Source organism: Microbispora amethystogenes (genome assembly GCF_016863015.1).
In the GTDB taxonomy this organism is placed as follows: Bacteria; Actinomycetota; Actinomycetes; order Streptosporangiales; family Streptosporangiaceae; genus Microbispora; species Microbispora amethystogenes.
Genome location: NZ_BOOB01000053.1, coordinates 66,251 through 85,911 on the forward strand (window position 1 = coordinate 66,251; position 19,661 = coordinate 85,911).

The window sequence follows — 19,661 nt, forward strand, 5'->3', positions numbered from 1 at the left end:
AGGCCTGCGGGATTTCGCCGCCAGACAGAATGTAGAACCGCTCGCGGCAGCCGTTAAGAGGACGGCCGCGACGAGATGGAAAGGGTTTCGCGTGAGCGAGCAGCCGAAGACCGGGCAGCTGACCTTCGTCGCGCCCCGACGGGCCAAGCCGCAGCGTCATCTGGCCGACCTGACGATGGCCGAGCGCAGGGCGGCCGTGGCCGAGATCGGCGAGAAGCCGTTCCGCGCCGACCAGCTCTCGCGGCACTACTTCACCCGGCTGACCGGCTCGCCGGAGCAGATGACCGACCTGCCGGCGCCGCTGCGCGAGCGGCTGGTGGAGCAGCTCATGCCTCCGCTGCTGACCTCCGTACGCGAGATCACCTGTGACGGCGGCACCACCCGCAAGACCCTGTGGAAGCTGTTCGACGGCTCGCTGGTCGAGTCGGTCCTCATGCGTTATCCCGACCGCGTCACGATGTGCGTGTCCTCCCAGGCCGGGTGTGGCATGAACTGCCCGTTCTGCGCGACGGGACAGGCGGGGCTCACCCGCAACATGTCCACCGCCGAGATCGTCGAGCAGGTCGTCGCGGGGGCGCGGGCGCTGGCCCGGGGCGAGGTCCCGGGCGGGCCGGGCCGCGTCACCAACGTGGTCTTCATGGGGATGGGCGAGCCGATGGCCAACTACAAGGCCGTCATCGGCGCCGTCCGCCGCATGGTCGATCCCTCGCCGGAGGGCCTCGGCATCTCGGCCCGCGGGGTCACCGTCTCCACGGTCGGCCTGGTGCCGGCGATCGGCAAGCTGGCCGAGGAGGGCCTGCCGGTGACGCTCGCCGTCTCCCTCCACGCCCCGGACGACGAGCTCAGGGACACGCTCGTGCCGATCAACACCCGGTGGAAGGTCGCCGAGGTGCTCGACGCGGCCTGGAGCTACGCGGCCAAAACCAAGCGGCGGGTCTCCATCGAGTACGCGCTGATCAAGGACGTCAACGACCAGGAGTGGCGGGCCGACCTGCTCGGCCGCCTGCTCAAGGGCAAGCTGGTGCACGTCAACCTCATCCCGCTCAACCCCACCCCCGGCTCGAAGTGGACCGCGTCGCGTCCCGAGGACGAGCGGGCCTTCGTGCGCCGCCTGGAGTCCCACGGCGTCGCCGTCACCGTACGGGACACCCGGGGCCGGGAGATCGACGGGGCGTGCGGCCAGCTCGCCGCCGCGCCGCAGCCGTAGCGGGTCGGCCGTGGCGGGCTACGGCCGGGTACGGCGCAGCCACCCGTAGGCCGCCAGGCCGATCGCGGGCCACAGCAGCGACTGCGCCGTGAGCAGGAGTGGCTGCTCCAGCAGCACACCGTGGTGCGCGTCCCGCATCCAGGCCATCACCGGCACGGTGAGCCAGCGGGCCCCGGCGAAGCTGAGCGCCAGCATCCACAGGTAGCCGAAGATCAGAGCCATCGTGGAGACCGCCGGGGAGCGCAGGATCGGGCGGCTCGTCAGCGCCCCGAGGACGAGCCCCGCCGCCACCGACAGCAGGTGCAGCCACACGCCGGTCAGCAGCACGCCGAGGGTGGGGGAGCCCGCCAGGCGGGCGAGCAACGCGGCCTCGGCGATCGCGGCCAGCACGAGCAGTGACGCGAACGCCGCCAGCAGCCCGCTCACCGGCTCCCGCCCTCCCAGGGCGGACAGGGCGACGGCGCGCTGTTCGTCCGGCTCGGTGTCCAGCAGGCCGCGGGCGGCCCACGCGAGCACCGGCACGAGCATGGCCGCCGAGTCGGCCGTGGCGGCGATCTCCTGACCGGCGGGCACGGCGCCCGCGTAGAGGATCGCGAGCAGCGCCAGCAGCGCGAGCAGCGGCTGCAGGGCCCGGTGCGAGGCGACGTATCCGGCGACGCGGAACCGCGTCAGGGCGATCACGGGGGTCATTCCGCGGCCTCCCGGGCGACGCGGGCCGTGACACGCACCGTGCAGCCTTCGGCGCGCAGGCGGTCGGCCAGTTCCGCGGCCCTCACCGCGGGCACCGCGACCTCCAGCACGGTCAGGGGCGCCTCGCCGGCCTTCTCAACCGGCTCCAGTTCCCGTACGGCGCGGTCGCGGACCTCGAAACGGCGCAGGCCGGGGAAGTCACGCAGGTCGCCCTGGTGGTCGCTCACCACCACGATCCCGCCGCGCGCGCTGATCTCCGCGATGATCCGGGGAAGCTCGGCGCGGGTCGCGGCGTCGAGCCCGGCGAACGGCTCGTCGAGCACGAGCAGCCCCGGCTCGGCGAGCAGCGCCTGGGCGAGGCCCACCTTGTGGGCGCTGCCCTTGGACAGGTCCGGCAGGTCCCGGCCGAGCAGGTGGTCCATCCCGAGCCGTTCGCTCCAGTGGCCGATCGCGTCCTGGGCCACCCGGCGGACCGCCGCCATGTGCCGCAGGTAGGCCGCCACCGTGAACGGCTGGTCGGCGGGGAAGCGCTCGGGGGCGTACCCGACGACCCGGGGGCGGTCCTCCACGCGTCCGCGTACGGGCCTGAGCAGCCCGGCGGCGAGCCGCAGGAGGGTCGACTTGCCGGTGCCGTTCGGGCCCGCGACCTCGGCGACGTCCCCCGGGTCGAGGACCAGATCGGCGTCGGACAGGACCCACGGGTCGCGCCGTCCGTATCGGAAGGAGACGCTGGCGATCCGCATAGGTCCCCGAGCCTATCGGAGGATTTCCGCCCGTTTCGGGGATTCGTGATCATTGGTCCAGCCTGAAAACCCCATAAATCGCGACAAGTGCCAATCTCGCGGCGTGATGCACCACGATGGTGCCCATGCTTCGCAGATCATCCCCCCTGGCGGCCGCCCTCGCCGCCGGTCTCACGTTGACCGCCTCCCTGGTCGCCGCCCCCGCGGCCGTGGCCGACACCTACACGCCGGGCTCCGCCGGCCTGGGAGACCCGTACTTCCCGCACGCGGGCAACGGCGGATACGACGCCGGCCACTACACGATCAAGCTGAGGTTCACGCCGAAGACGCACCACATCAGCGCCACCACCACGATCACGGCCACGGCGACCACGAACCTGTCCCGCTTCAACCTCGACTTCTCCGGGCCGAGGATCAGCCGGGTCGAGGTGAACGGCAAGCGGGCCGCGTACCGCCGGAAGGGTCAGGAGCTCGTCGTCACTCCCCGGCACGGGCTGCCGTCGGGGGAGAAGTTCACGGTCGAGGTGTCCTACGCGGGCCGGCCCAAGCCGATCCAGGACGAGGCGCTCGGCGCCTCCGGCTGGATCGACACCACGGACGGCGCCGTCGTCGTGGCCGAGCCGGACGGCGCCCGCAGCTGGTTCCCCGTCAACGACAACCCCCGCGACAAGGCCACCTTCAGCTTCCAGATCTCCGCGCCCCACGGCGTCACGGTCCTCGCGAACGGCGAGCCGAAGAACTCCGGGATCGTCGGAGTCCGCGGCGGCTACAGCACGTGGAGGTGGGAGATGTCCCAGCCCATGGCGCCGTACCTCGCCACGGTAGCGATCGGGAAGTTCAAGGTCACCGAGGGCGTCGTCGACGGCATCCCCAACATCACGGCGTACGACCCCTCCCTGGCCAAGGAGTTCAGGTACCTGCACCGCACCACGGCCAAGGCGATCAGCTGGGAGTCCAAGGTCTTCGGCGCCTACCCGTTCGCGTCCACCGGCGGCATCGCCGACCGCCTCGGCGTCCTCTACTCGCTGGAGACCCAGGGCAGGCCGGTGTACGACAAGGGCATGGCCGACGACCTGGTCATCGTGCACGAGCTGGCCCACCAGTGGTTCGGCGACAGCGTCGGCCTGCGGAGCTGGAAGGACATCTGGCTCAACGAGGGCTTCGCGACGTACGCCGAGTGGCTGTACGAGGAGCAGCACGGCGGCCCGTCGGCCGAGAAGACCTTCGCGAAGCTCTACAAGAAGAAGAGCGGCGGCGACTTCTGGAAGCTGAAGACGGGCGATCCGGGGCGCGCCGGCATGTTCGACGGCGACGCGATCTACACGCGCGGCGCCATGACCGTGCACGCCCTGCGCAAGAAGATCGGCGACGAGACGTTCTTCACGCTGCTGCGCACGTGGACGGAGGAGAACCGGCACTCCACCGTCACTACGAAGGACTTCGTGGACCTCGCCGAGCGGCTCTCCGGCCAGGACCTCGGCGCCCTGTTCGACGCCTGGCTCTACCAGGCGCACAAGCCCAAGCTCTGACGGCGGCCAAGCGTTCGCGGCGGGCGCGGGCGGCAGGTGAGACACCTGCCGCCCGCACACCGCCCCCGCACCCGCCGTCTCCGCGCGGCCGTCACCGTGACGCCCACGGCGTTCGCGGCCCCGCACGGCCGCGACACCGGGTCACGCGTCCGCCGGACGTCCCGCGCGACGTCCGGCCTCCACGCGCCCGCGACGCGGGCGCCACGCGACGACGGATCCACGCCGGAGCGGCGGGCGGGGCTCAGCCCGCGGAGGCCGCGGGAGCGGGTTCGAACCCCGCCGTACGGTACCGCTCGATTTCCACCCATGCGGCCGACATCCCGGTGAGGCACCGGTCGAACACCTCCGCCTGCCGGACGTACGCCTCCCGGGCGGGGCCGGGACGCACGCACAGATCGTCGGTGTCGCTGACCGACCAGAGCACGTCGCTGTGGCCGAGCGCGGCGGGCAGCAGTGAGGCGACCCCCCGCGCGCCCAGCTCGCTGGTGAGCTGCCGCCGGACGGGCCGGCCGAGCACGTCGGCGAAGACCTGCGCCCAGACCTCCGACCGCGCGCCGCCGCCGGCCAGCCGCCAGGGCCGGTCGCCGACGTCGGCCCCGCTGGCCAGGACCCGGTCGAGCTGGACCCGGTGATACTGGGCGACCCCCTCGATCACCGCGCGGGTGAGGTGCCCGCGACGGTGGACGGCGGAGAGGCCGAGGAACGTCCCCGAGGCCGCCGGATGCTCGGGGGCGCCGTTGACGAAGGGCAGGAACAGCAGCCCGCCGGCGCCCGCGGCGACCGTCGCCGCCTCCTCCAGCAGGTCCGCGGCCGGGACGCCGCCGCCGGTCTGCCGGTGCGGGGCCGAGGCCGAGCTCAGCCAGTCGAGGTTGGCGGCCGACGTGGGCGCGACCTCCATGGCGAGCATCGTCCCGGAGTCGGGCATCAGCGCGCTGAGCGTGACCTCGGGCGCGGGCGTCGCCGCGGGGACGACGACCCCGTTGATGGCCCACGTCCCCACGATGATCGTGACGTCGCCCGGCGCCCGGCCGCCCGCGCCGAGCGTCGCGGCCACGCAGTCCATGCAGCCCGCGATCACCGGCAGCCCCTCGGGCAGCCCGGTCAGCTCCGCGACCCGCGCGCTCAGCCCGGCGACGATCTGCCCCGACTCCCGCAGCGGCGGGAAGCGGCCGAGGTCCGCGGCCGGCAGCCCCACGAGTTCGAGCGCCGTCGGGGTGTAGGCGCGGGTGTCCAGCGCGACCATCCCGAACGCGCTCGCGTCGCTGTAGTCGGCGCTGGGGACGCCGGTGAGCCGGGACGTCACCCAGTCCTTGCACGACAGCGCCCACCGGGTCCTCGCGTACGCCTCCGGCTCGGCGTCGTGCATCCAGCGCAGCAGCACGGCGGGCTGGGCGGCCCACGGGATGGAGCCCGTCTCGGCGGCGAGGCGGCGGGCCGCCTCCGGCTCGATCGCGTCCACGATGTGCTGTGCCCGGCTGTCGGACGACGCGATGGCCGGCCCGACCGGCCGCAGCGACTCGTCCACGGGATAGAGCCCGTTGCCGTGCGCCGCGACCCCGATCCCGGCCGGCACGTAGCCGTCGGCCGCGAGCTTGCCCGCGAGATCGCCGAGCAGCGACACGACGGTCTCGGCCAGCCCGGCCATGTCCACGTCATGGCGGTGGGCCGTCACGCTGGTGCGCGGCGTGCGGGCGTGCACCACCCCCACCTCGCGGCCCTCCGCGTCGAACGCCGCCGCCTTCGACGCGGTGAGGCCCACGTCGACCCCGATGTAACACGTGGCCTGGTTCGTCATGCCGTCCTCCCGCTGCCGCTGCCGCTGCTCCCGCCCACGCCCCCGCCCGCCGCCTCGGCCAGAGCCCGGGGACGGTGACGCCGCAACTCCTTCTCGTACGCGGCCACCTCCGAGCGGGCCCGGTCCTCGTCCCAGCCCAGGTGGCGTACGGCGACATCCGCGCAGGTCGCGGCGCTGTCCAGACCCATGTCGCCGTTGAGACCGACAAGGATACGTCGCAGCATGACGTCGCCCAGCGTCACCGCCCCCTCCTCGCGCACGGCCATGACGACCTCGGCGGCGAGCGCCCCGGTCTCCTTGTCGACCACCTCGGCGAGCGAGGGGTCCCCGGCGGCGATCTCCAGCACCCTGCGGGCGCGGACGCCGTAGAGCTGGAGCAGGCGGCGGGAGGACGCCCGGTCGAGCGGGGAGTCGCGCAGGAAGTCGCGGACGAACTCCGGCCAGGCCGAGGTCTCCGCGCCGGGCAGCGGCCGTTCCCGGGTGACGCACGGGCGGGGGCGGCGGCCGAGCACGCGCAGCGCCGCGTCGGTGACGTCCTCCGCGAGCGCCCGGTGGGTGGTGAGCTTGCCGCCGATGACGGTCAGCAGCCCCCGGTACGCCGGGCCGTGGTCGAGCACCGTGTGCCCACGGCTGATCTTCGCGTTGTCCGACACCCCGGCCGTGTACGGCAGGGGCCGGATCCCGGCGACGCTCCACAGCACGTCGCCGGAGGTCAACCCGGCCCCCGGGAAGATCCGGTTGGTCTCCGCGAGCAGATAGTCGATCTCCGCGTCGCTCGCGACGACCTCGTCCAGGTCGCCCTCGTACGTCAGGTCGGTGCTGCCGAGCACGTAGCGGCCCTGCCAGGGAAAGACGAAGATCGGCCTGCCGTCGGCCGCCGCCTCGAAGAAGATGCAGGTGTCGGGGGCGCCGGGGAACGGGTCGAGCACGACGTGGCTGCCCTTGGTGCCGCCGTTCAGGCGGCGGCTCTCGATCTGCCCGTCGAGGATCCGGTCGATCCAGGGCCCGGCGGCGTTGACGGTGACGGCGGCCCGGATCTCGCCGCTCTCCCCGGTCCGCACGTCCTCGGTGCGCAGGCCCGCGACGCGGTCGCCCTCGACGACGAGTCCGGTGACGGAGGTGTAGGTGAGCACCCGCGCGCCGAGGCGGCGCGCGTCGAGGAACAGTTCGACGCAGAGCCGCTCCGCCCAGGGCACCTGCGCGTCGTGGAAGAGCGCGGCCCCGCGCAGGCCGTCGCGGGACAGCGTCGGCCATCTGCGGGCCACTTTGCGGACCGGCACGGTCCGGCTCAGGCCGCGTCCCCGGTTCAGGGCCAGCACGTCGAACGCCAGCAGGCCGAGGCGGATCAGCGTGCCGGGCCGGGTGTTCCCCTTGTAGAAGGGGATCAGCATCGGGTAGTCGCGGACGAGGTGGGGAGCGGTGCGGAACAGCAGGTGCCGCTCCCGGATGGATTCGTTCACGAGCGCGAAGTCGTAGCGCTCCAGGTACTTGAGGCCGCCGTGGATGAGCCGGCTGGACGTGCTCGACGTGCCCGAGCCCACGTCGGCGCGGTCGACGACGACGACGCGCAGGCCGCGGGCCGCGGCGTCCCGGGCGATGGCGAGCCCGTTGATACCGGCTCCGATGACGGCGAGATCGACGACGTCGTGCTCGCCGGAGGGGACATGGTGCGACATGGGAGGCTCCCGGGGGAATGACGGGCGCGGGTCCGCGGGCGGCGCGCTCACCGGACCCGCGCCCTTGGGGGTTCAGATCGCGGCGCCGGCGGCCTTCTCCTTGAAGATCTCGTACGCCTCCTCGGGCTTGAGCCCGTCGTGCACGACCCCGCGGACGGCGGCGAGCATCCCGGCGGGGCTCTCGCTCTGGAAGATGTTGCGGCCCATGTCGACGCCCGCCGCGCCCTCCTGGATCGACCGGTAGGCCATCGTCAGGGCGTCCAGCTCCGGCAGCTTCTTGCCGCCCGCGACGATGATCGGCACCGGGCAGCTCGCGGTGACGGTCTCGAAGCCGTCCTCGACGTAGTACGTCTTGACGATGTGGGCGCCCATCTCCGCGCTGATCCGGGTGGCCAGGCGGAAGTAGCGCGCGTCGCGGACCATGTCCTTGCCGACGGCGGTGACGCCGAGCACGGCCACGCCGTGCCGCTGACCGGCGTCGACCAGCGCGGCCAGGTTGGCCACCGACCGCGACTCGTGCTCACCGCCGACGAACACCTGGATGGCCACGGCGGCGGCGTTGAGGCGCAGCGCGTCCTCCATGTCGAGCGCGATGTGCTCGTCGGACAGCTCGCGCAGGATGCTCGGGCCGCCGCTGGCGCGCAGCACGATTCCCGCGCCGGTGGCCGGGGGGATGCTGGTGCGCAGCGCGCCGCGGGTCATCATGATCGCGTCGGCGTCCGGCGTGAGCGGGGCGATCCGGGTGTCGAGGCGCTCCAGCCCGGCCATCGGCCCGACGAAGTAGCCGTGGTCGAAGGCCAGCATGACCGTGCGCCCGGTGTCCGGCCGGAAGATGCGCGACAGGCGGTTGCGCAGGCCCCAGTCCTGCCCGTGCGCGCCCTTGACGTGGAAGCCGCCCGCCGCGGGCCCGGACGTGCCGAAGTCGTGGGCGTCGAGCAGGCCGTCGGTGTCAGCCATCGGTGTCGTCTCCTGTGATAGTGGTGGTGATGGTGGTTGGGGTGGCGGCCGCGGGTCGCGGACGCCGTCTGAACAGGGAGGCAAGGCCTCCGCTCCGGTCGCCTCCGCCTGCGAGGAACAGGACGAAGAGCACCAGGCCGCCCTTGAGCAGGTTCTGCGCCGCGGTGCTCCACCCGACGAGGTTGACCAGGCCGTCGAGGAGGATGAAGAACAGGGCCGCGCCCCACACGCCCACCGGGACCGCCCGGCCGCCGGAGATCAGCGTGCCGCCGATGACCACGACGGCCACGGAGTCGAGCAGGTAGCGGGTGCCGAGGTCGGCCGAGGGCGCGATGTAGGCGGCGAGCAGCGCGCCGGTCAGCCCGGCCAGCGCCCCGCTCAGCAGGTACGTCATGGCGACGACGCGGGCGACCGGGATGCCCGCCCGTTCGGCGGCGCGGCGGTTCTGCCCCACCGCGACCAGCGACCGCCCGTAGACCGTACGGCGCAGCAGGGCGGCGACGAGCACGGTCAGCACCGCGATCGCCAGCGCGAGGACCGGCACGCCCGCCGGGCGGAGGTTGAGCGCCGCGCGCAGACCGGCGTCCGGCACGGCGGTGAAGCCGTTGGCCGTCGACAGCGTGATCGACGAGGCGACGAGCCCCGCGGCGAGCGTGGCGATGATCGGGGGGACGGACAGGCCGAGGATGGCCACGGTGCTGACCGCCGCGACGAGGACGCCGGCGCCGATGCCCGCGAGGACGCCGACGGCCGCCGATCCGGTCGCGGAGGCCACTGCCACCGAGACGAACCCGGCGAGCGAGATGACCGACGCGACCGACACGTCGATGTTGCCCGGGCCCGCGGTGACGACCAGCATCTGCCCGAGCCCGACGATGACGAGGTAGGGCGCGAGGGACAGGGCCAGCGAGACCGTCTGCCCGCCGCCCTGGCCCGAGATGACCAGGATCACCAGCCACACGAGCGCGGCGGCGGCGAAGCCCCACACCCAGGGGCCGCTCCAGGAGCGCGGCCCGGCCACGCGGATGTTCATCGCAGCACCTTCCCCACGACGACGCGGCCGGCGAGCACGGCCAGGACGATCACTCCCTGTACGGCCGACTGCATGTCGGACCGCACGTCGAGCAGGCTGAGAACCACGCTGACCAGGCCCAGCGTCACTCCGCCGACGGCCGCGCCCCACGGCACCGCGGTGCCGCCGGCGAAGGAACCGCCGCCGAGGATCACCGCGGCCACCGTCATGAGCGTGTAGCTGGAGGCCGACGACACGTCACCGCCGCCCGTCTGGGAGGCCAGGACGAGTCCCGACAGCACGCCGAGCACGCCCGCCGTGGCGTAGGCGGCGACGCGGGAGGCCACCGGGCGCAGCCCGGCCCGCCGCAGCGCGACCGGGTTGCTGCCGAGGCCGCGCATCCGCACCCCGAGGGCGCTGCGCGCGGAGAGCAGGTAGACCAGCAGGGCGACGACCACGAGGGGCACCAGCGGCGCGGGGAGGCCGGCGGGCTGCCACGCGCCGAAGGACGCCAGCCATCCCGGGGTCGTGCCGCCTGGAGTGGGCAGTAGGAACAGCCCGAGGCCGAGCCAGACGAACGACGCGCCGAGGGTCGCGATCAGCGCCGGCACCTGACGCAGGTGGATGAGGAGGCCGAGGACGGCGTACGCCGCGACCAGCCCGGCCAGCACGAGGACGCCCTTCAGGGGCGACGACACCAGCAGGGTGGCGGAGACCACGGTGACCAGGCCGACGAAGTTGCCGATCCCGAGGTCGATGTCGCCGACGGCCATCAGCGTCATCTGGGCCTGCGCGGCGATCACCAGCGGCACGGTCGCGGACAGGACCAGGGTGAGGCCCTCTACTGTCAGCACGCCCGGCTGGAGCGACGAGCAGACGCCGATCATCACGATCAGGGCCACGGTGCTGACCGCGGCGGGCGCGGAGCGGCGCATCCGCGCCCGGCCCGGCAGGGCGGGGGCGAGAAGCTGGGCCATCAGTCGTCTTCTCCCTTCTCGGCGAAGGAGACGCCGATGATGCGTTCCTCGGAGATCTCCTCGCCGGTGAGCTCGGCCACCACCCGGCCGGCGCGGAAGACGTAGACCCGGTCGCAGTGGGCCATCTCGGCGTTCTCGCTGGAGTACCAGACGACGCTGCGGCCCTTCGCCGCCTCCTGCCGGATCAGGCCGTACAGATCGGTCTTGGTGTGCACGTCCACGCCCCGGAACGGGTCGTCGAGCAGCACGAGCCCGGCGGGGGAGGCGAACGCGCGGGCGACGATGACCTTCTGCTGGTTGCCGCCGCTCAGCTCGGTGATCCCGGCCTCCGCGCCGCCCCTGATCGACAGGCGCTTCACCCAGTCGGCGACGACCGCGCGCTCCTCCGCCGGGCGGCGCAGCCCGCGCCGGGCGATCCCGCGCAGCGCGGTCACGATCAGGTTGTCGCCCACGCTCCAGAGGGGCAGCACGCCCGAGCGCTGCCGGTCGCCGGGCACGTACGCCCGGCTCACACCGACGGTGGTGTCGCGCCGGACGGGCCGCCACAGGCGTTCGAGCACCTCCTGCTGGCCCTGGCCGGCCAGCCCGGCGAGGCCCACGACCTCGCCCTTGCCGACCCGCAGGGTGACCTCCCGCAGGCCGGGGCCGGTGGCCCCGAGCAGTTCGGCCACCGTGTCGCGGGCGATGGTCCCGGCGGCGGTCGGCGCCCCGAACGTCGGCGGAGCGGCGACGTGCGCGCCCATCAGCCCCAGGACGTCCGGTTCGGTCAGGCCGGAGGCGGGCCGTTCGGCGGTGACCGCGCCGTCGCGCAGGACGGCGACGCGGTCGGCCACCGAGAGGACCTCCCGGATGCGGTGCGAGATGAGCAGCACGGCCGTCCCGGCCTCGGTCAGCCGCCGCACGTAGGCGTACAACGACCGGGCGGCGTCCGGGCCGAGCGACTCGGTGGGCTCGTCGAGGATCAGCAGGTCGAGCCGGTCCACCAGGCACGCGCGGGCGATCTCCACCATCTGACGGCGGGAGAGCGACAGGTCCTCCACCCGGTCGCGGGGGGAGACGCCGTGACCGGGGAACATCTCGTCGAGGCGGCGGCGCACCGCGTCGCTCGCGGCGCGCCGCCACCGGACGCGGGGCAGGCAGTGCCGCGACGACACCCACATGTTCTCCGCCACGGTGAGATCGGGGCACAGTGACGTCTCCTGGTAGGCCATCCGCACCGTGCGGAAGTCTCCGGCGGACGCCTGGCGGCCGTGGACGAGGACCGTGCCGGTGTCGCAGGGCTCCAGCCCGGCGAGGACCCGCATGAGCGTGCTCTTGCCGGCGCCGTTGTGGCCGACCAGCCCGAGCACCTCACCCGCGCGGACCGCCAGGTCCACGCCCGCCAGGGCCCGGGTCCGCCCGTACGCCTTGGTCACGCCCCTGGCGGTGACGACGGGCGGCGGACCGGCCGGTCCCGTGTCCGTGCCCGGCGGCGCGGCGCCGCCGGCCGGGAGATTGTCGACGTGCATCCCGGGTCTCCTCCGTCTCCTGCGTGCCGTCGGGTGGGTGGAGCGGGTCAGCCCTGCGCCGACGGGATCGGCGGCCGCACCGGCTCGCCGCCGGACTTGACGGCCTCGACCTGCTGCCGGAACAGTTCGCGGGTCCACGGCCAGGCGGCGTACTCGTCGGGCTTGAGCGCCGCGGCCCAGGCGTCGCGGTCCTTCTGCTCGATCAGGACGATCGGGAAGGTCATCTGCTTGGGCACGTCCTTGCCGTCGAGCAGGTCGAGTGCCTCCCAGAGGGCCGCGACCGACTGACCGGGGTCGGACATGACGGCGACCGAGCCATTGTCGATCTTGTTGTCCCGCCAGTAGCTCAGCGCCCGGCCGTTGGTCTCGAAGTCCACCGCGGGCACCGGCTTGCCGGCCGTGGCGAACGCCTGGGCGACGCCGTAGCCGTCGCCGCAGCCGATGACGCCGTCGACCTTCGGCACGCTGGACAGCACGCCGAGGACCGCCTTCTGCGCGGTGGCGCCGTCGCACATGCCGGTCACCGTCGCCACGGTCTTCACCCCCGGGTAGTCCCCGAGGATCTTCTTGGTGGTGTCGAGCATCTCGGCCTCGGGCTGGGAGCCGACGACGCCGCGGCTCACGATGACCGAGCCCTTGCCGCCGATGCCCTCCAGGAGCGGCTTCGCGGCGTACGTCGCCCAGTCGACGAAGCTGTTCTGCAGCACGTGCGCGCAGGGCGCGTCGATGGCCGAGTCGAAGACCACGACCTTGACGCCCGAGTTGCAGGCCTGCTGGATGACGGGCTGGAGAGCGGTCGGCGAGGCCGGGTCGATGAGCAGGGCGTCGGGCTTCTGCAGCAGCAGGCTCTTGATCTGGGCGACCTGCTCGGTCGCGGAGTTGTCGCCGGGCGCGTTGACGACCTTGTACTTGCCGATCAGCCCGTCGCTCTTGGCCTGCTGGGCGGCGGCCTCGAACTTGGCGATCATCGTCTGCCGCCAGCCGTTGCCGATGAAGCCGTTGCTCAGCGCGATGAAGGGCTTGCCGCCGCCGCTGCCGCCGCTCGCGGTCCCGTCCGCGGCGTCGGCGGTGTCACCGGAGCCACCGGAGCCGCAGCCCGCGGCCAGGACGGCGAGGGCGGAGATCGCCGCGGCCGAGGCGGCGCGCCAGGGCCGGCGTGTGGGACGCATGTGCATGGTGTCTCCAGACAGAGCGGGTTCGCGAGGGGGGAGATCGGCTGGGACGCGTCGGCCCAGGTGCCGACTTGTCATTACAGGCCTGTAGTGACAAGCAAACTAAGACGGCGTTTCGGGCATGTCAAGAGGCTCTTTCCGGTCAGGTCCGTGCGGAAGTCATGGGTAATCTTGATGACAGCCTCGGCCACTTGTAGTGACAGGCGTTGGTCGGGCATGCTGCTGCGGTGCCGCCGAGGAGGTTTCTGTGACCCTGACCTATCCGCCCCTTGACCGTGACGGGGCGGAACCGCTGTGGATGCAGCTCATGCGGGCGCTGCGCGCTGAGATCGAGAGCGGCGAGCGCGGCCCCGACCGGCCGCTGCCGTCGGAGGCCGAGCTGAGCGACCTGTTCGGCGTCTCCCGCACGGTGGTCAGGGAGGCGCTGCGCGAGCTGGTCCAGCAGCGCCTGATCTACAAGGTGAAGGGCAAGGGGGCCTTCGTCGCCCCCCGCAAGACCGAGCTGAGGTTCGTCGGGTCGACGTCCGGATCCGCCGACGACCTGCGGGAGTCGGGGCGCCGGGTGACCACCCAGACCATCCGGCAGACGCTCGGCGAGGCCGACGAGAGGGAGGCCGCGCTGCTGCGGATCCCGCAGGGGGAGCAGGTCGTACGGCTGCGCAGGCTCCGCCGCGTCGACGGCCAGCCGTGGCTGCTCGTGGAGACCGCCCTGCCCGCCCGGCTCGTCCCCGGCCTGGAGCGGGTCGTCCTGGAGAACCAGTCGCTCTATGACACGCTGCGCCGCCGGTACGGCATCGAGCCCGCGGCGGCCGACCGCTGGATCGAGGCGGTCTTCCCCAGCCGGGAGGACGCGGCGCTCCTGGAGGTCTCCACCTCGACGCCGCTGCTCGGCATCGAGTCGGTCGCGTGGCTGGAGGACAACACCAGGTTCGAGGCCTACCACGCCCTCCACCGCAGCGACCAGACCCGCTTCTACGTCGGCATCCGCTGACCTGGCGGGGCGTCATCCCTCGCTTCGGAGGGCGGCCTCCGGTTGGACGACGCCCCGCCCAGGTCACCAGGTCGTGCCGGCCTGCTCCCGGATCGTACGGTTGATCCGGTTGAAGAAGTTGGTCAGCGCGATCTCCAGATTGAGCGCGGACAGCTGCGCCTCGTCGAAGTGGGCGGCGGCGGCGTCCCAGATCTCGTCGGTCACACCCGGCGCGCCGTCCTGGATCCGGGTGGCGGCCTCGGTCAGCGCGAGCGCGGCTCGCTCCGACTCGGTGAAGAAGGGCGTCTCGCGCCAGGCGGCCACGTTGTGCAGCCGTTCGTCGGTCTCCCCGTGCCTCCTGGCCGCCGCGACCCCGGCGAAGACGCACGGGCTGCAGCCGTTGATCTGGCTGGCCCGCAGGTGGACCAGGTCGAGCACACGCGGGTCGACGCCACCCGCGTGAATCGCCTTGTAAAGGTGCTGGATCGCCGTCGTCACGTCGGGATTCGCCCGGCTCTTCATGCGTGCTTCCATCGGTGTCGCCCCTTCATCGGTTACCCGCGCCCGTCCGGGCCCGTCATCACCCATGACGTGGCAGATTCGAGGAAGGTAACAACATGTTCGACACCAGCCCGGCCGACCCGGTGAGCGAGGCGTTCGAGGCCCAGCGCGACCGGCTGCACGCGGTCGCCTACCGCATGCTCGGCTCGCAGGCCGACGCGGAGGACGTGGTCCAGGAGGCCTGGCTGCGGCTCTCCCGTCAGGGCGCGGCGACCATCGACAACCTCGCCGGCTGGCTGACCACGGTGGTCGGCCGGATCAGCCTGGATGTTCTGCGGTCGCGCCGGGCGCACCCTGAGGCGCCCTACGACGACCGGCTGGCCGAACTCGTGGTGACGGCCGACGACAGGCCCGCGCCGGAGGACGACGTGGCGCTCGCCGACTCGGTCGGGGTCGCACTACTGGTCGTCCTGGAATCGCTCCGGCCGAGCGAGCGGCTGGCGTTCGTGCTGCACGACCTGTTCGCGGTGCCGTTCGACGAGATCGGCCGGATTCTCGGCAGGTCCGCCGACGCCGCCAAGATGCTCGCCAGCCGCGCCCGCGGGAAGGTGCGGGCGAACCCTGAAGAGCCTGGACGGCCGAGGGCCGCCGGACGGGAACAGCGCGAGGTGGTCCAGGCCTTCCTTGCGGCGGCTCACGGCGGCGACTTCGAGGGCTTGCTGCGCGTGCTCGATCCCGAGGTGAAGCTGACCGTCGACACCTCCGACGGCGTGGTCGTCGTCCTCGGCGCCACCAAGGTCGCCGCCGGCGCGACCGCGCGAGTCGCCGCCGGCGCGGCCGCGCGAGGGCGAGCGGTGCTCGTCAACGGCCTTCCCGGATTCGTCTCCTGGCGCGAGGACGGAACTCCGCTCTCGGTCATGGCGTTCACGGTCGTCGAGGGCCGGATCGTCGCCATCTCCACCGTCATCGACCCGGCCAGGCTCGCGTCGACGGATCTCCCGGACCCGGCCTGAGCCACCGCCGGGGCATGAGATCGCGGCCCGCGAGCCACGCGGGCACGCGAAGCCGTCCTGAAGACCGAGGTCCGTACCGGCCCTAGAGACCGCCGAGCTGGGAGGCGGCGCGGATGGCCAGCCACACCTCGGCGAAGTCGCCGGTCGCCGACAGGTCGCGGCCGGTCAGCGCCCCGAACCGGCGCAGCCGGTACGCCAGCGTGTTGGGGTGGACGTGCAGGGCCCGCGCGGCGTCGTCGACGCGGCGGTCGCGCTCCATCCAGGTCCGCACCGACGTGACCAGATCCGATCCGTGCTCGGCGTCGTACCGCAGGGCGTCGCCGAGCACGTGCTCGACCAGGGCGGCCAGCACGCCCACGTCGTCCGGGAGCCACCGGCCCGTGGTGTCCTCGCCGTACGTCACGAGCGGCCGGCCCGACTCGGCGGCGCGGGAGGCCGCCCACAGCGCCTCGCGCTGGGCGACCCGCAGCGACGACCCGGGTGGGAGCGGTCGGCTGACGCCGGCCGCGATCCCCGGGATCTCCCGCAACGCCGTCCCCGCCTCTCCGTCGCCCGCCCGGCCGTCCTCCCGCGGGTCACGCGGCGCGGTGGCCGTCCCCGCGTCGCCGCTGATCACGGAGGCCGGCGTCAGCACGTACAGGTCGCGGTGGCGGCGGAGCATGAGGTGGGGGTGCTCGCCGAGGGCGCCCACGACGGCGTCGTCCTCGGCGTCGCGCACCACGAGCAGCACGACCTCGCCGTCCGGCGGGAGGCCCATGAGGGCGAGCCTGCGCCGGGCGGTCTCCGGGTCGAGCACGTCCTGCAGCAGTTCGGCCAGCGTCTCCGCGCCCTGCCGCCGCAGCGTCTCGCGCCGGCTGCGCACCATCGCGAGCCGCAGCGCGGCGACGGTCGCGATGTGCTGCACCACGGCCAGCCCGGCCGGGCGGGCGCCCTGCCGTTCGAAGGCCACCAGCCACCCCGCCGGGCCGCCGGGCGCGGGGACCGGGAGCGCGAAACCGCCGGGGATGGTCGGCGGCGCGTCCGCCGAGGCGGGCAGCCGTACGCCGGGAGGGGGCGCGGGCACGCCGGGCAGCAGCGGACGCCCCTGCGGGGTGCTCAGGTGGATGGCGTACCCCGACAGCCGTTCGAGCCGCTGGAACAGCCCCGCCGTGTCGAGCCCTTCCGAGGCGAGCCAGCGCAGCGCGCCGAACACCTGGAGCTGGGCTCCCAGCCGCTGCCGGGCGTCCTCCTGCACGGCCGCCGCGACCTCCTGCGCGATCGCGATGAACGGCACGGCCAGCGGCACCTCCAGCACCGGGAACCCCCGCTCCTCCGCGGCGTCGAGGAAGGCCCGGCGCAGCGGCGGGACGTGCAGGCCCGCGCTGAGCGCGAGCGCGGCCACCCCCGCGTCGTCCAGCCGCTCCAGGTACGCGCGCTGCGCGGCGGCGGCGCGCGGCACGCCGATGCCGGTCGTCATGATGACCTCGGCCCCGAGCAGCCAGGGGGTCGGGTCCTCCAGCTCGCTCACGTGGGCCCAGGAGACCGACCTGCCGAGGCCGCGCTCACCGGCCACGACCCTCAGTTGCAGCGCGGGGGAGCGCAGCAGGTCCTCCACCGTGGTGTGCGTGTCCACATCGTGGAGCCTATTTCCCGCGATGGGCCCGATTGTCCTTATTCGGGGCCGTGAGGCACACTCAAGCGGTCTCGCTTGACCTGGAGGAACGCATGACAGGCCGGCCCGTGATCGAAGCAACCCCGGGACCACCGCGTACGGCCGTGACGCGGGTCGCCGTGGCGCAGGTCGCGCTGCGGGTGGGCGAGCCCGAGGCGAACCGGGCCGCCGCGGAGGCGGCGATCACGGAGGCGGCCGGAGCCGGCGCGCGGCTGGTGGTGCTGCCCGAGCTCGTCAACAGCGGTTACGTCTTCACCGGCGCCGAGGAGGCGAGGAGCCTCGCCGAGCCCGCCGACGGCCCGACCGTGACCGGGTGGGAGAGGCTGGCCGGGGACCACGACCTGGTGATCGTCGGCGGGTTCTGCGAGCTGGCCGGCGGCGTCCTGCGCAACAGCCAGGTCATGGTCGACGCCACCGGGACCAGGGCCGTTTACCGCAAGGCGCACCTGTGGCACGACGAGCGGGACGTGTTCATCCCCGGCGACGCGCCCCCACCCGTCGTGGACACCGCGCTCGGCCGGATCGGCATGATGGTCTGTTACGACCTGGAGTTCCCCGAATGGGTGCGCTCGGCGGGGCTCGCCGGGGCGGACCTGCTCGCCGTCTCCACCAACTGGCCCGCCTCGCCGGTGCCGGCGGGGGAGCGGCCGGTGCTGGTCGCGTACGCACAGATCGCCGCCGCCGCCAACCGCATGTTCGTCGCGGTCGCCGACCGGTGCGCGGACGAACGCGGCGTGAGCTGGGTCCGCGGCACGTCGCTGATCGGGCCGGACGGTTACCCGCTGGCCGGGCCCGTGCTCACGGACGGCCCCGCCGTGCTGACGGCCGACTGCGACCTGACCCGGGCCAGGGACAAGGCCACCGGCCCCCGCAACGACGTCCACCGCGACCGCCGGACGGACCTCTACTGATCCCTTCGCCGGTCGTACGATCTGAACGGCCTGCTCGCGCCGGGCAGGGCCGGACGCGGGGGAGAAGTGATGATCGTCGACCTGTCGGTGCCCGTCGTGAGCGGCATGCCGGTCTACCCCGGAGATCCGGAGGTGGAGATCACGCCCGCTCTCACGGTGGCGGAGGAGGGCGTGAACGTCCTCCGCCTGCACCTCGGGTCGCAGTCCGGCACCCACGTGGACGCGCCGTGCCACATCGACGACGCGCTGCCGGCGCTCGACGACCTGCCGCTGGAGCGGTTCCTCGGCCCGGCGGCGGTCCTCGACGCCCGGGGGCTGCCGCCGCGGGCGCCGATCACCCCCGCGATGCTCGGACCGGTCGCCGGGCGGCTGGGGCCGGGGACCATCCTGCTGGTCGCCACCGGCTGGGACGCCCACTGGGGCGCGCCCGGCTACCTGGCCCACCCGTACCTGGAGGCGGAGACCGCCCGCCTGATCGTCGCCGCGGGCGTGCGGACCGTCGGCGTCGACGCCCTCAGCGTCGACCCGACTCCCGCTCCCGCCGACCTGCCCGCGCACCGGGTGCTGTGCGGGGCGCACGGCGTCATCGCGGAGAACCTGCGCAACCTCGGCCCGCTCCTGGAGGCCCAGGCCGCCGGGCGCGCCGTCGAGGTCTCCCTGCTGCCGCTGCGGCTCCACGCCGCCGACGGAGCCCCCGTACGCGCCGTCGCCGTCATAACCTAGAAGCGGTCACGACTCGGGAGACGTCAGCGCGTGCCCCAGGAGTAGGTCTGCTTGTGCAGCTTGAGGTAGACGAACGTCTCGGTGGCGCGCACGCTGGAGATGGCCCGGATCTTGCCGAGGATCTCCAGCAGGTGGGTGTCGCCCTCGCAGACCACCTCGACCATGATGTCCACCGAGCCGGCTGTGAGCACGACGTAGTCGATCTCGGGGATCTGCGACAGTTCGTCGGCGACCTGCTCCAGGTCGCCCTCGCACTTGATGCCGATCATCGCCTGGCGGGGGAAGCCCAGGGTCAGCGGGTCGGTCACGGCGACGATCTGCATGACGCCGAGGTCCAGCAGGCGCTGCACCCGCTGGCGCACCGCGGCCTCCGACAGGCCCACGGCCTTGCCGATCGCGGCGTACGGCCTGCGCCCGTCCGTCTGAAGCTGCTCGATGATCTGCTTGGAGATCTCGTCGAGCACCACCGGCCCGCCCTTCGCGGCAGCCGCGCGGGACTTAGGCGGAGTCGTCATCCTCGGGGGGTGTCCTCTCTTGGAGAGCGCGTCGGTCCTACCGACCTCGTGTTACGGCACCGTTTTCGACACGTTGCGATCTTGCTCTGACATGGTGTCAGCTGAGTCGCT

Annotated in this window: 18 protein-coding genes; 6 read left to right on the forward strand and 12 right to left on the reverse strand. The window is 73.3% G+C overall.

Features of this window, described 5'->3' with window-relative positions:
• Positions 1-91 precede the first annotated feature (91 nt).
• Positions 92-1,207 (forward strand): dual-specificity RNA methyltransferase RlmN, encoded by a 1,116-nt coding sequence (gene rlmN / locus Mam01_RS30675; RefSeq protein WP_204288672.1) that lies wholly within the window; start codon positions 92-94, stop codon positions 1,205-1,207.
• A gap of 18 nt (positions 1,208-1,225) precedes the next feature.
• Here rlmN and Mam01_RS30680 read toward each other — a convergent pair whose 3' ends face one another.
• Positions 1,226-1,897 carry a hypothetical protein gene (locus Mam01_RS30680; RefSeq protein WP_204288673.1) on the reverse strand — a complete coding sequence of 224 codons (672 nt, stop codon included), beginning with the start codon at positions 1,895-1,897 and terminating at the stop codon, positions 1,226-1,228.
• Positions 1,894-2,640 carry an ABC transporter ATP-binding protein gene (locus Mam01_RS30685; protein ID WP_204288674.1) on the reverse strand — a complete coding sequence of 249 codons (747 nt, stop codon included), beginning with the start codon at positions 2,638-2,640 and terminating at the stop codon, positions 1,894-1,896. The genes Mam01_RS30680 and Mam01_RS30685 overlap by 4 nt, the downstream gene beginning before the upstream one ends.
• A 125-nt stretch (positions 2,641-2,765) precedes the next feature.
• Here Mam01_RS30685 and Mam01_RS30690 point away from each other — a divergent pair, with 125 nt between their 5' ends.
• Entirely contained in the window at positions 2,766-4,169 is a 1,404-nt protein-coding gene (locus Mam01_RS30690) for a M1 family metallopeptidase (RefSeq protein ID WP_204288675.1), read from the forward strand.
• 241 nt (positions 4,170-4,410) lie between these two features.
• Here Mam01_RS30690 and Mam01_RS30695 read toward each other — a convergent pair whose 3' ends face one another.
• The 7 genes from Mam01_RS30695 to Mam01_RS30725 all read right to left on the reverse strand — a co-directional run bounded on the left by Mam01_RS30695 (position 4,411) and on the right by Mam01_RS30725 (position 13,263).
• On the reverse strand, positions 4,411-5,964 hold the full coding sequence (locus tag Mam01_RS30695) for an FGGY-family carbohydrate kinase (protein WP_204288676.1): 1,554 nt from the start codon (positions 5,962-5,964) through the stop codon (positions 4,411-4,413).
• A complete protein-coding gene (locus Mam01_RS30700) occupies positions 5,961-7,640 on the reverse strand; it encodes a glycerol-3-phosphate dehydrogenase/oxidase (protein WP_204288677.1) in 1,680 nt (559 codons plus the stop codon). Before Mam01_RS30700 ends, Mam01_RS30695 begins: the two co-directional genes overlap by 4 nt.
• 72 nt (positions 7,641-7,712) lie before the next feature.
• Positions 7,713-8,597 (reverse strand): 3-hydroxy-5-phosphonooxypentane-2,4-dione thiolase, encoded by an 885-nt coding sequence (lsrF, locus tag Mam01_RS30705; protein ID WP_150940374.1) that lies wholly within the window; start codon positions 8,595-8,597, stop codon positions 7,713-7,715.
• Positions 8,590-9,630, reverse strand: coding sequence for an ABC transporter permease (locus tag Mam01_RS30710; RefSeq protein ID WP_204288678.1), 1,041 nt, complete (start codon positions 9,628-9,630; stop codon positions 8,590-8,592). Before Mam01_RS30710 ends, lsrF begins: the two co-directional genes overlap by 8 nt.
• Positions 9,627-10,586, reverse strand: a complete 960-nt coding sequence (locus Mam01_RS30715; protein WP_204288679.1) for an ABC transporter permease — start codon at positions 10,584-10,586, stop codon at positions 9,627-9,629. Before Mam01_RS30715 ends, Mam01_RS30710 begins: the two co-directional genes overlap by 4 nt.
• Positions 10,586-12,094: a sugar ABC transporter ATP-binding protein gene (locus tag Mam01_RS30720; RefSeq protein WP_204288680.1), complete on the reverse strand. Its 1,509-nt coding sequence runs from the start codon at positions 12,092-12,094 to the stop codon at positions 10,586-10,588. Before Mam01_RS30720 ends, Mam01_RS30715 begins: the two co-directional genes overlap by 1 nt.
• Positions 12,095-12,141: 47 nt before the next feature.
• Complete coding sequence (locus tag Mam01_RS30725; protein ID WP_239101752.1) at positions 12,142-13,263, reverse strand: ABC transporter substrate-binding protein; 1,122 nt, start codon at positions 13,261-13,263, stop codon at positions 12,142-12,144.
• 250 nt (positions 13,264-13,513) lie between these two features.
• Here Mam01_RS30725 and Mam01_RS30730 point away from each other — a divergent pair, with 250 nt between their 5' ends.
• Complete coding sequence (locus Mam01_RS30730; protein ID WP_150940364.1) at positions 13,514-14,257, forward strand: GntR family transcriptional regulator; 744 nt, start codon at positions 13,514-13,516, stop codon at positions 14,255-14,257.
• Between the two features lie 63 nt (positions 14,258-14,320).
• Here the strand turns inward: Mam01_RS30730 and Mam01_RS30735 are convergent, their stop codons facing one another.
• Entirely contained in the window at positions 14,321-14,770 is a 450-nt protein-coding gene (locus Mam01_RS30735) for a carboxymuconolactone decarboxylase family protein (protein WP_204288682.1), read from the reverse strand.
• Between the two features lie 83 nt (positions 14,771-14,853).
• On the opposite strand from Mam01_RS30735, the gene Mam01_RS30740 reads away from it, so the two are divergent.
• A complete protein-coding gene (locus Mam01_RS30740) occupies positions 14,854-15,750 on the forward strand; it encodes a sigma-70 family RNA polymerase sigma factor (RefSeq protein WP_204288683.1) in 897 nt (298 codons plus the stop codon).
• 82 nt (positions 15,751-15,832) lie between these two features.
• On the opposite strand, the gene Mam01_RS30745 is transcribed toward Mam01_RS30740, so the two are convergent.
• Positions 15,833-17,362 carry a PucR family transcriptional regulator gene (locus Mam01_RS30745; RefSeq protein ID WP_204288684.1) on the reverse strand — a complete coding sequence of 510 codons (1,530 nt, stop codon included), beginning with the start codon at positions 17,360-17,362 and terminating at the stop codon, positions 15,833-15,835.
• A gap of 92 nt (positions 17,363-17,454) precedes the next feature.
• Between Mam01_RS30745 and Mam01_RS30750 the strand changes: the two genes are divergently transcribed.
• Both Mam01_RS30750 and Mam01_RS30755 read left to right on the forward strand, forming a co-directional pair.
• A complete protein-coding gene (locus Mam01_RS30750) occupies positions 17,455-18,312 on the forward strand; it encodes a nitrilase-related carbon-nitrogen hydrolase (RefSeq protein ID WP_204288685.1) in 858 nt (285 codons plus the stop codon).
• A 69-nt stretch (positions 18,313-18,381) separates the two neighbouring features.
• Positions 18,382-19,035: a cyclase family protein gene (locus Mam01_RS30755; protein ID WP_204288686.1), complete on the forward strand. Its 654-nt coding sequence runs from the start codon at positions 18,382-18,384 to the stop codon at positions 19,033-19,035.
• Between the two features lie 23 nt (positions 19,036-19,058).
• Here the strand turns inward: Mam01_RS30755 and Mam01_RS30760 are convergent, their stop codons facing one another.
• The gene (locus Mam01_RS30760; RefSeq protein WP_204288687.1) at positions 19,059-19,550 is read right to left on the reverse strand and encodes an Lrp/AsnC family transcriptional regulator; all 492 of its coding nucleotides are present in this window, start codon (positions 19,548-19,550) and stop codon (positions 19,059-19,061) included.
• Positions 19,551-19,661 lie beyond the last annotated feature (111 nt).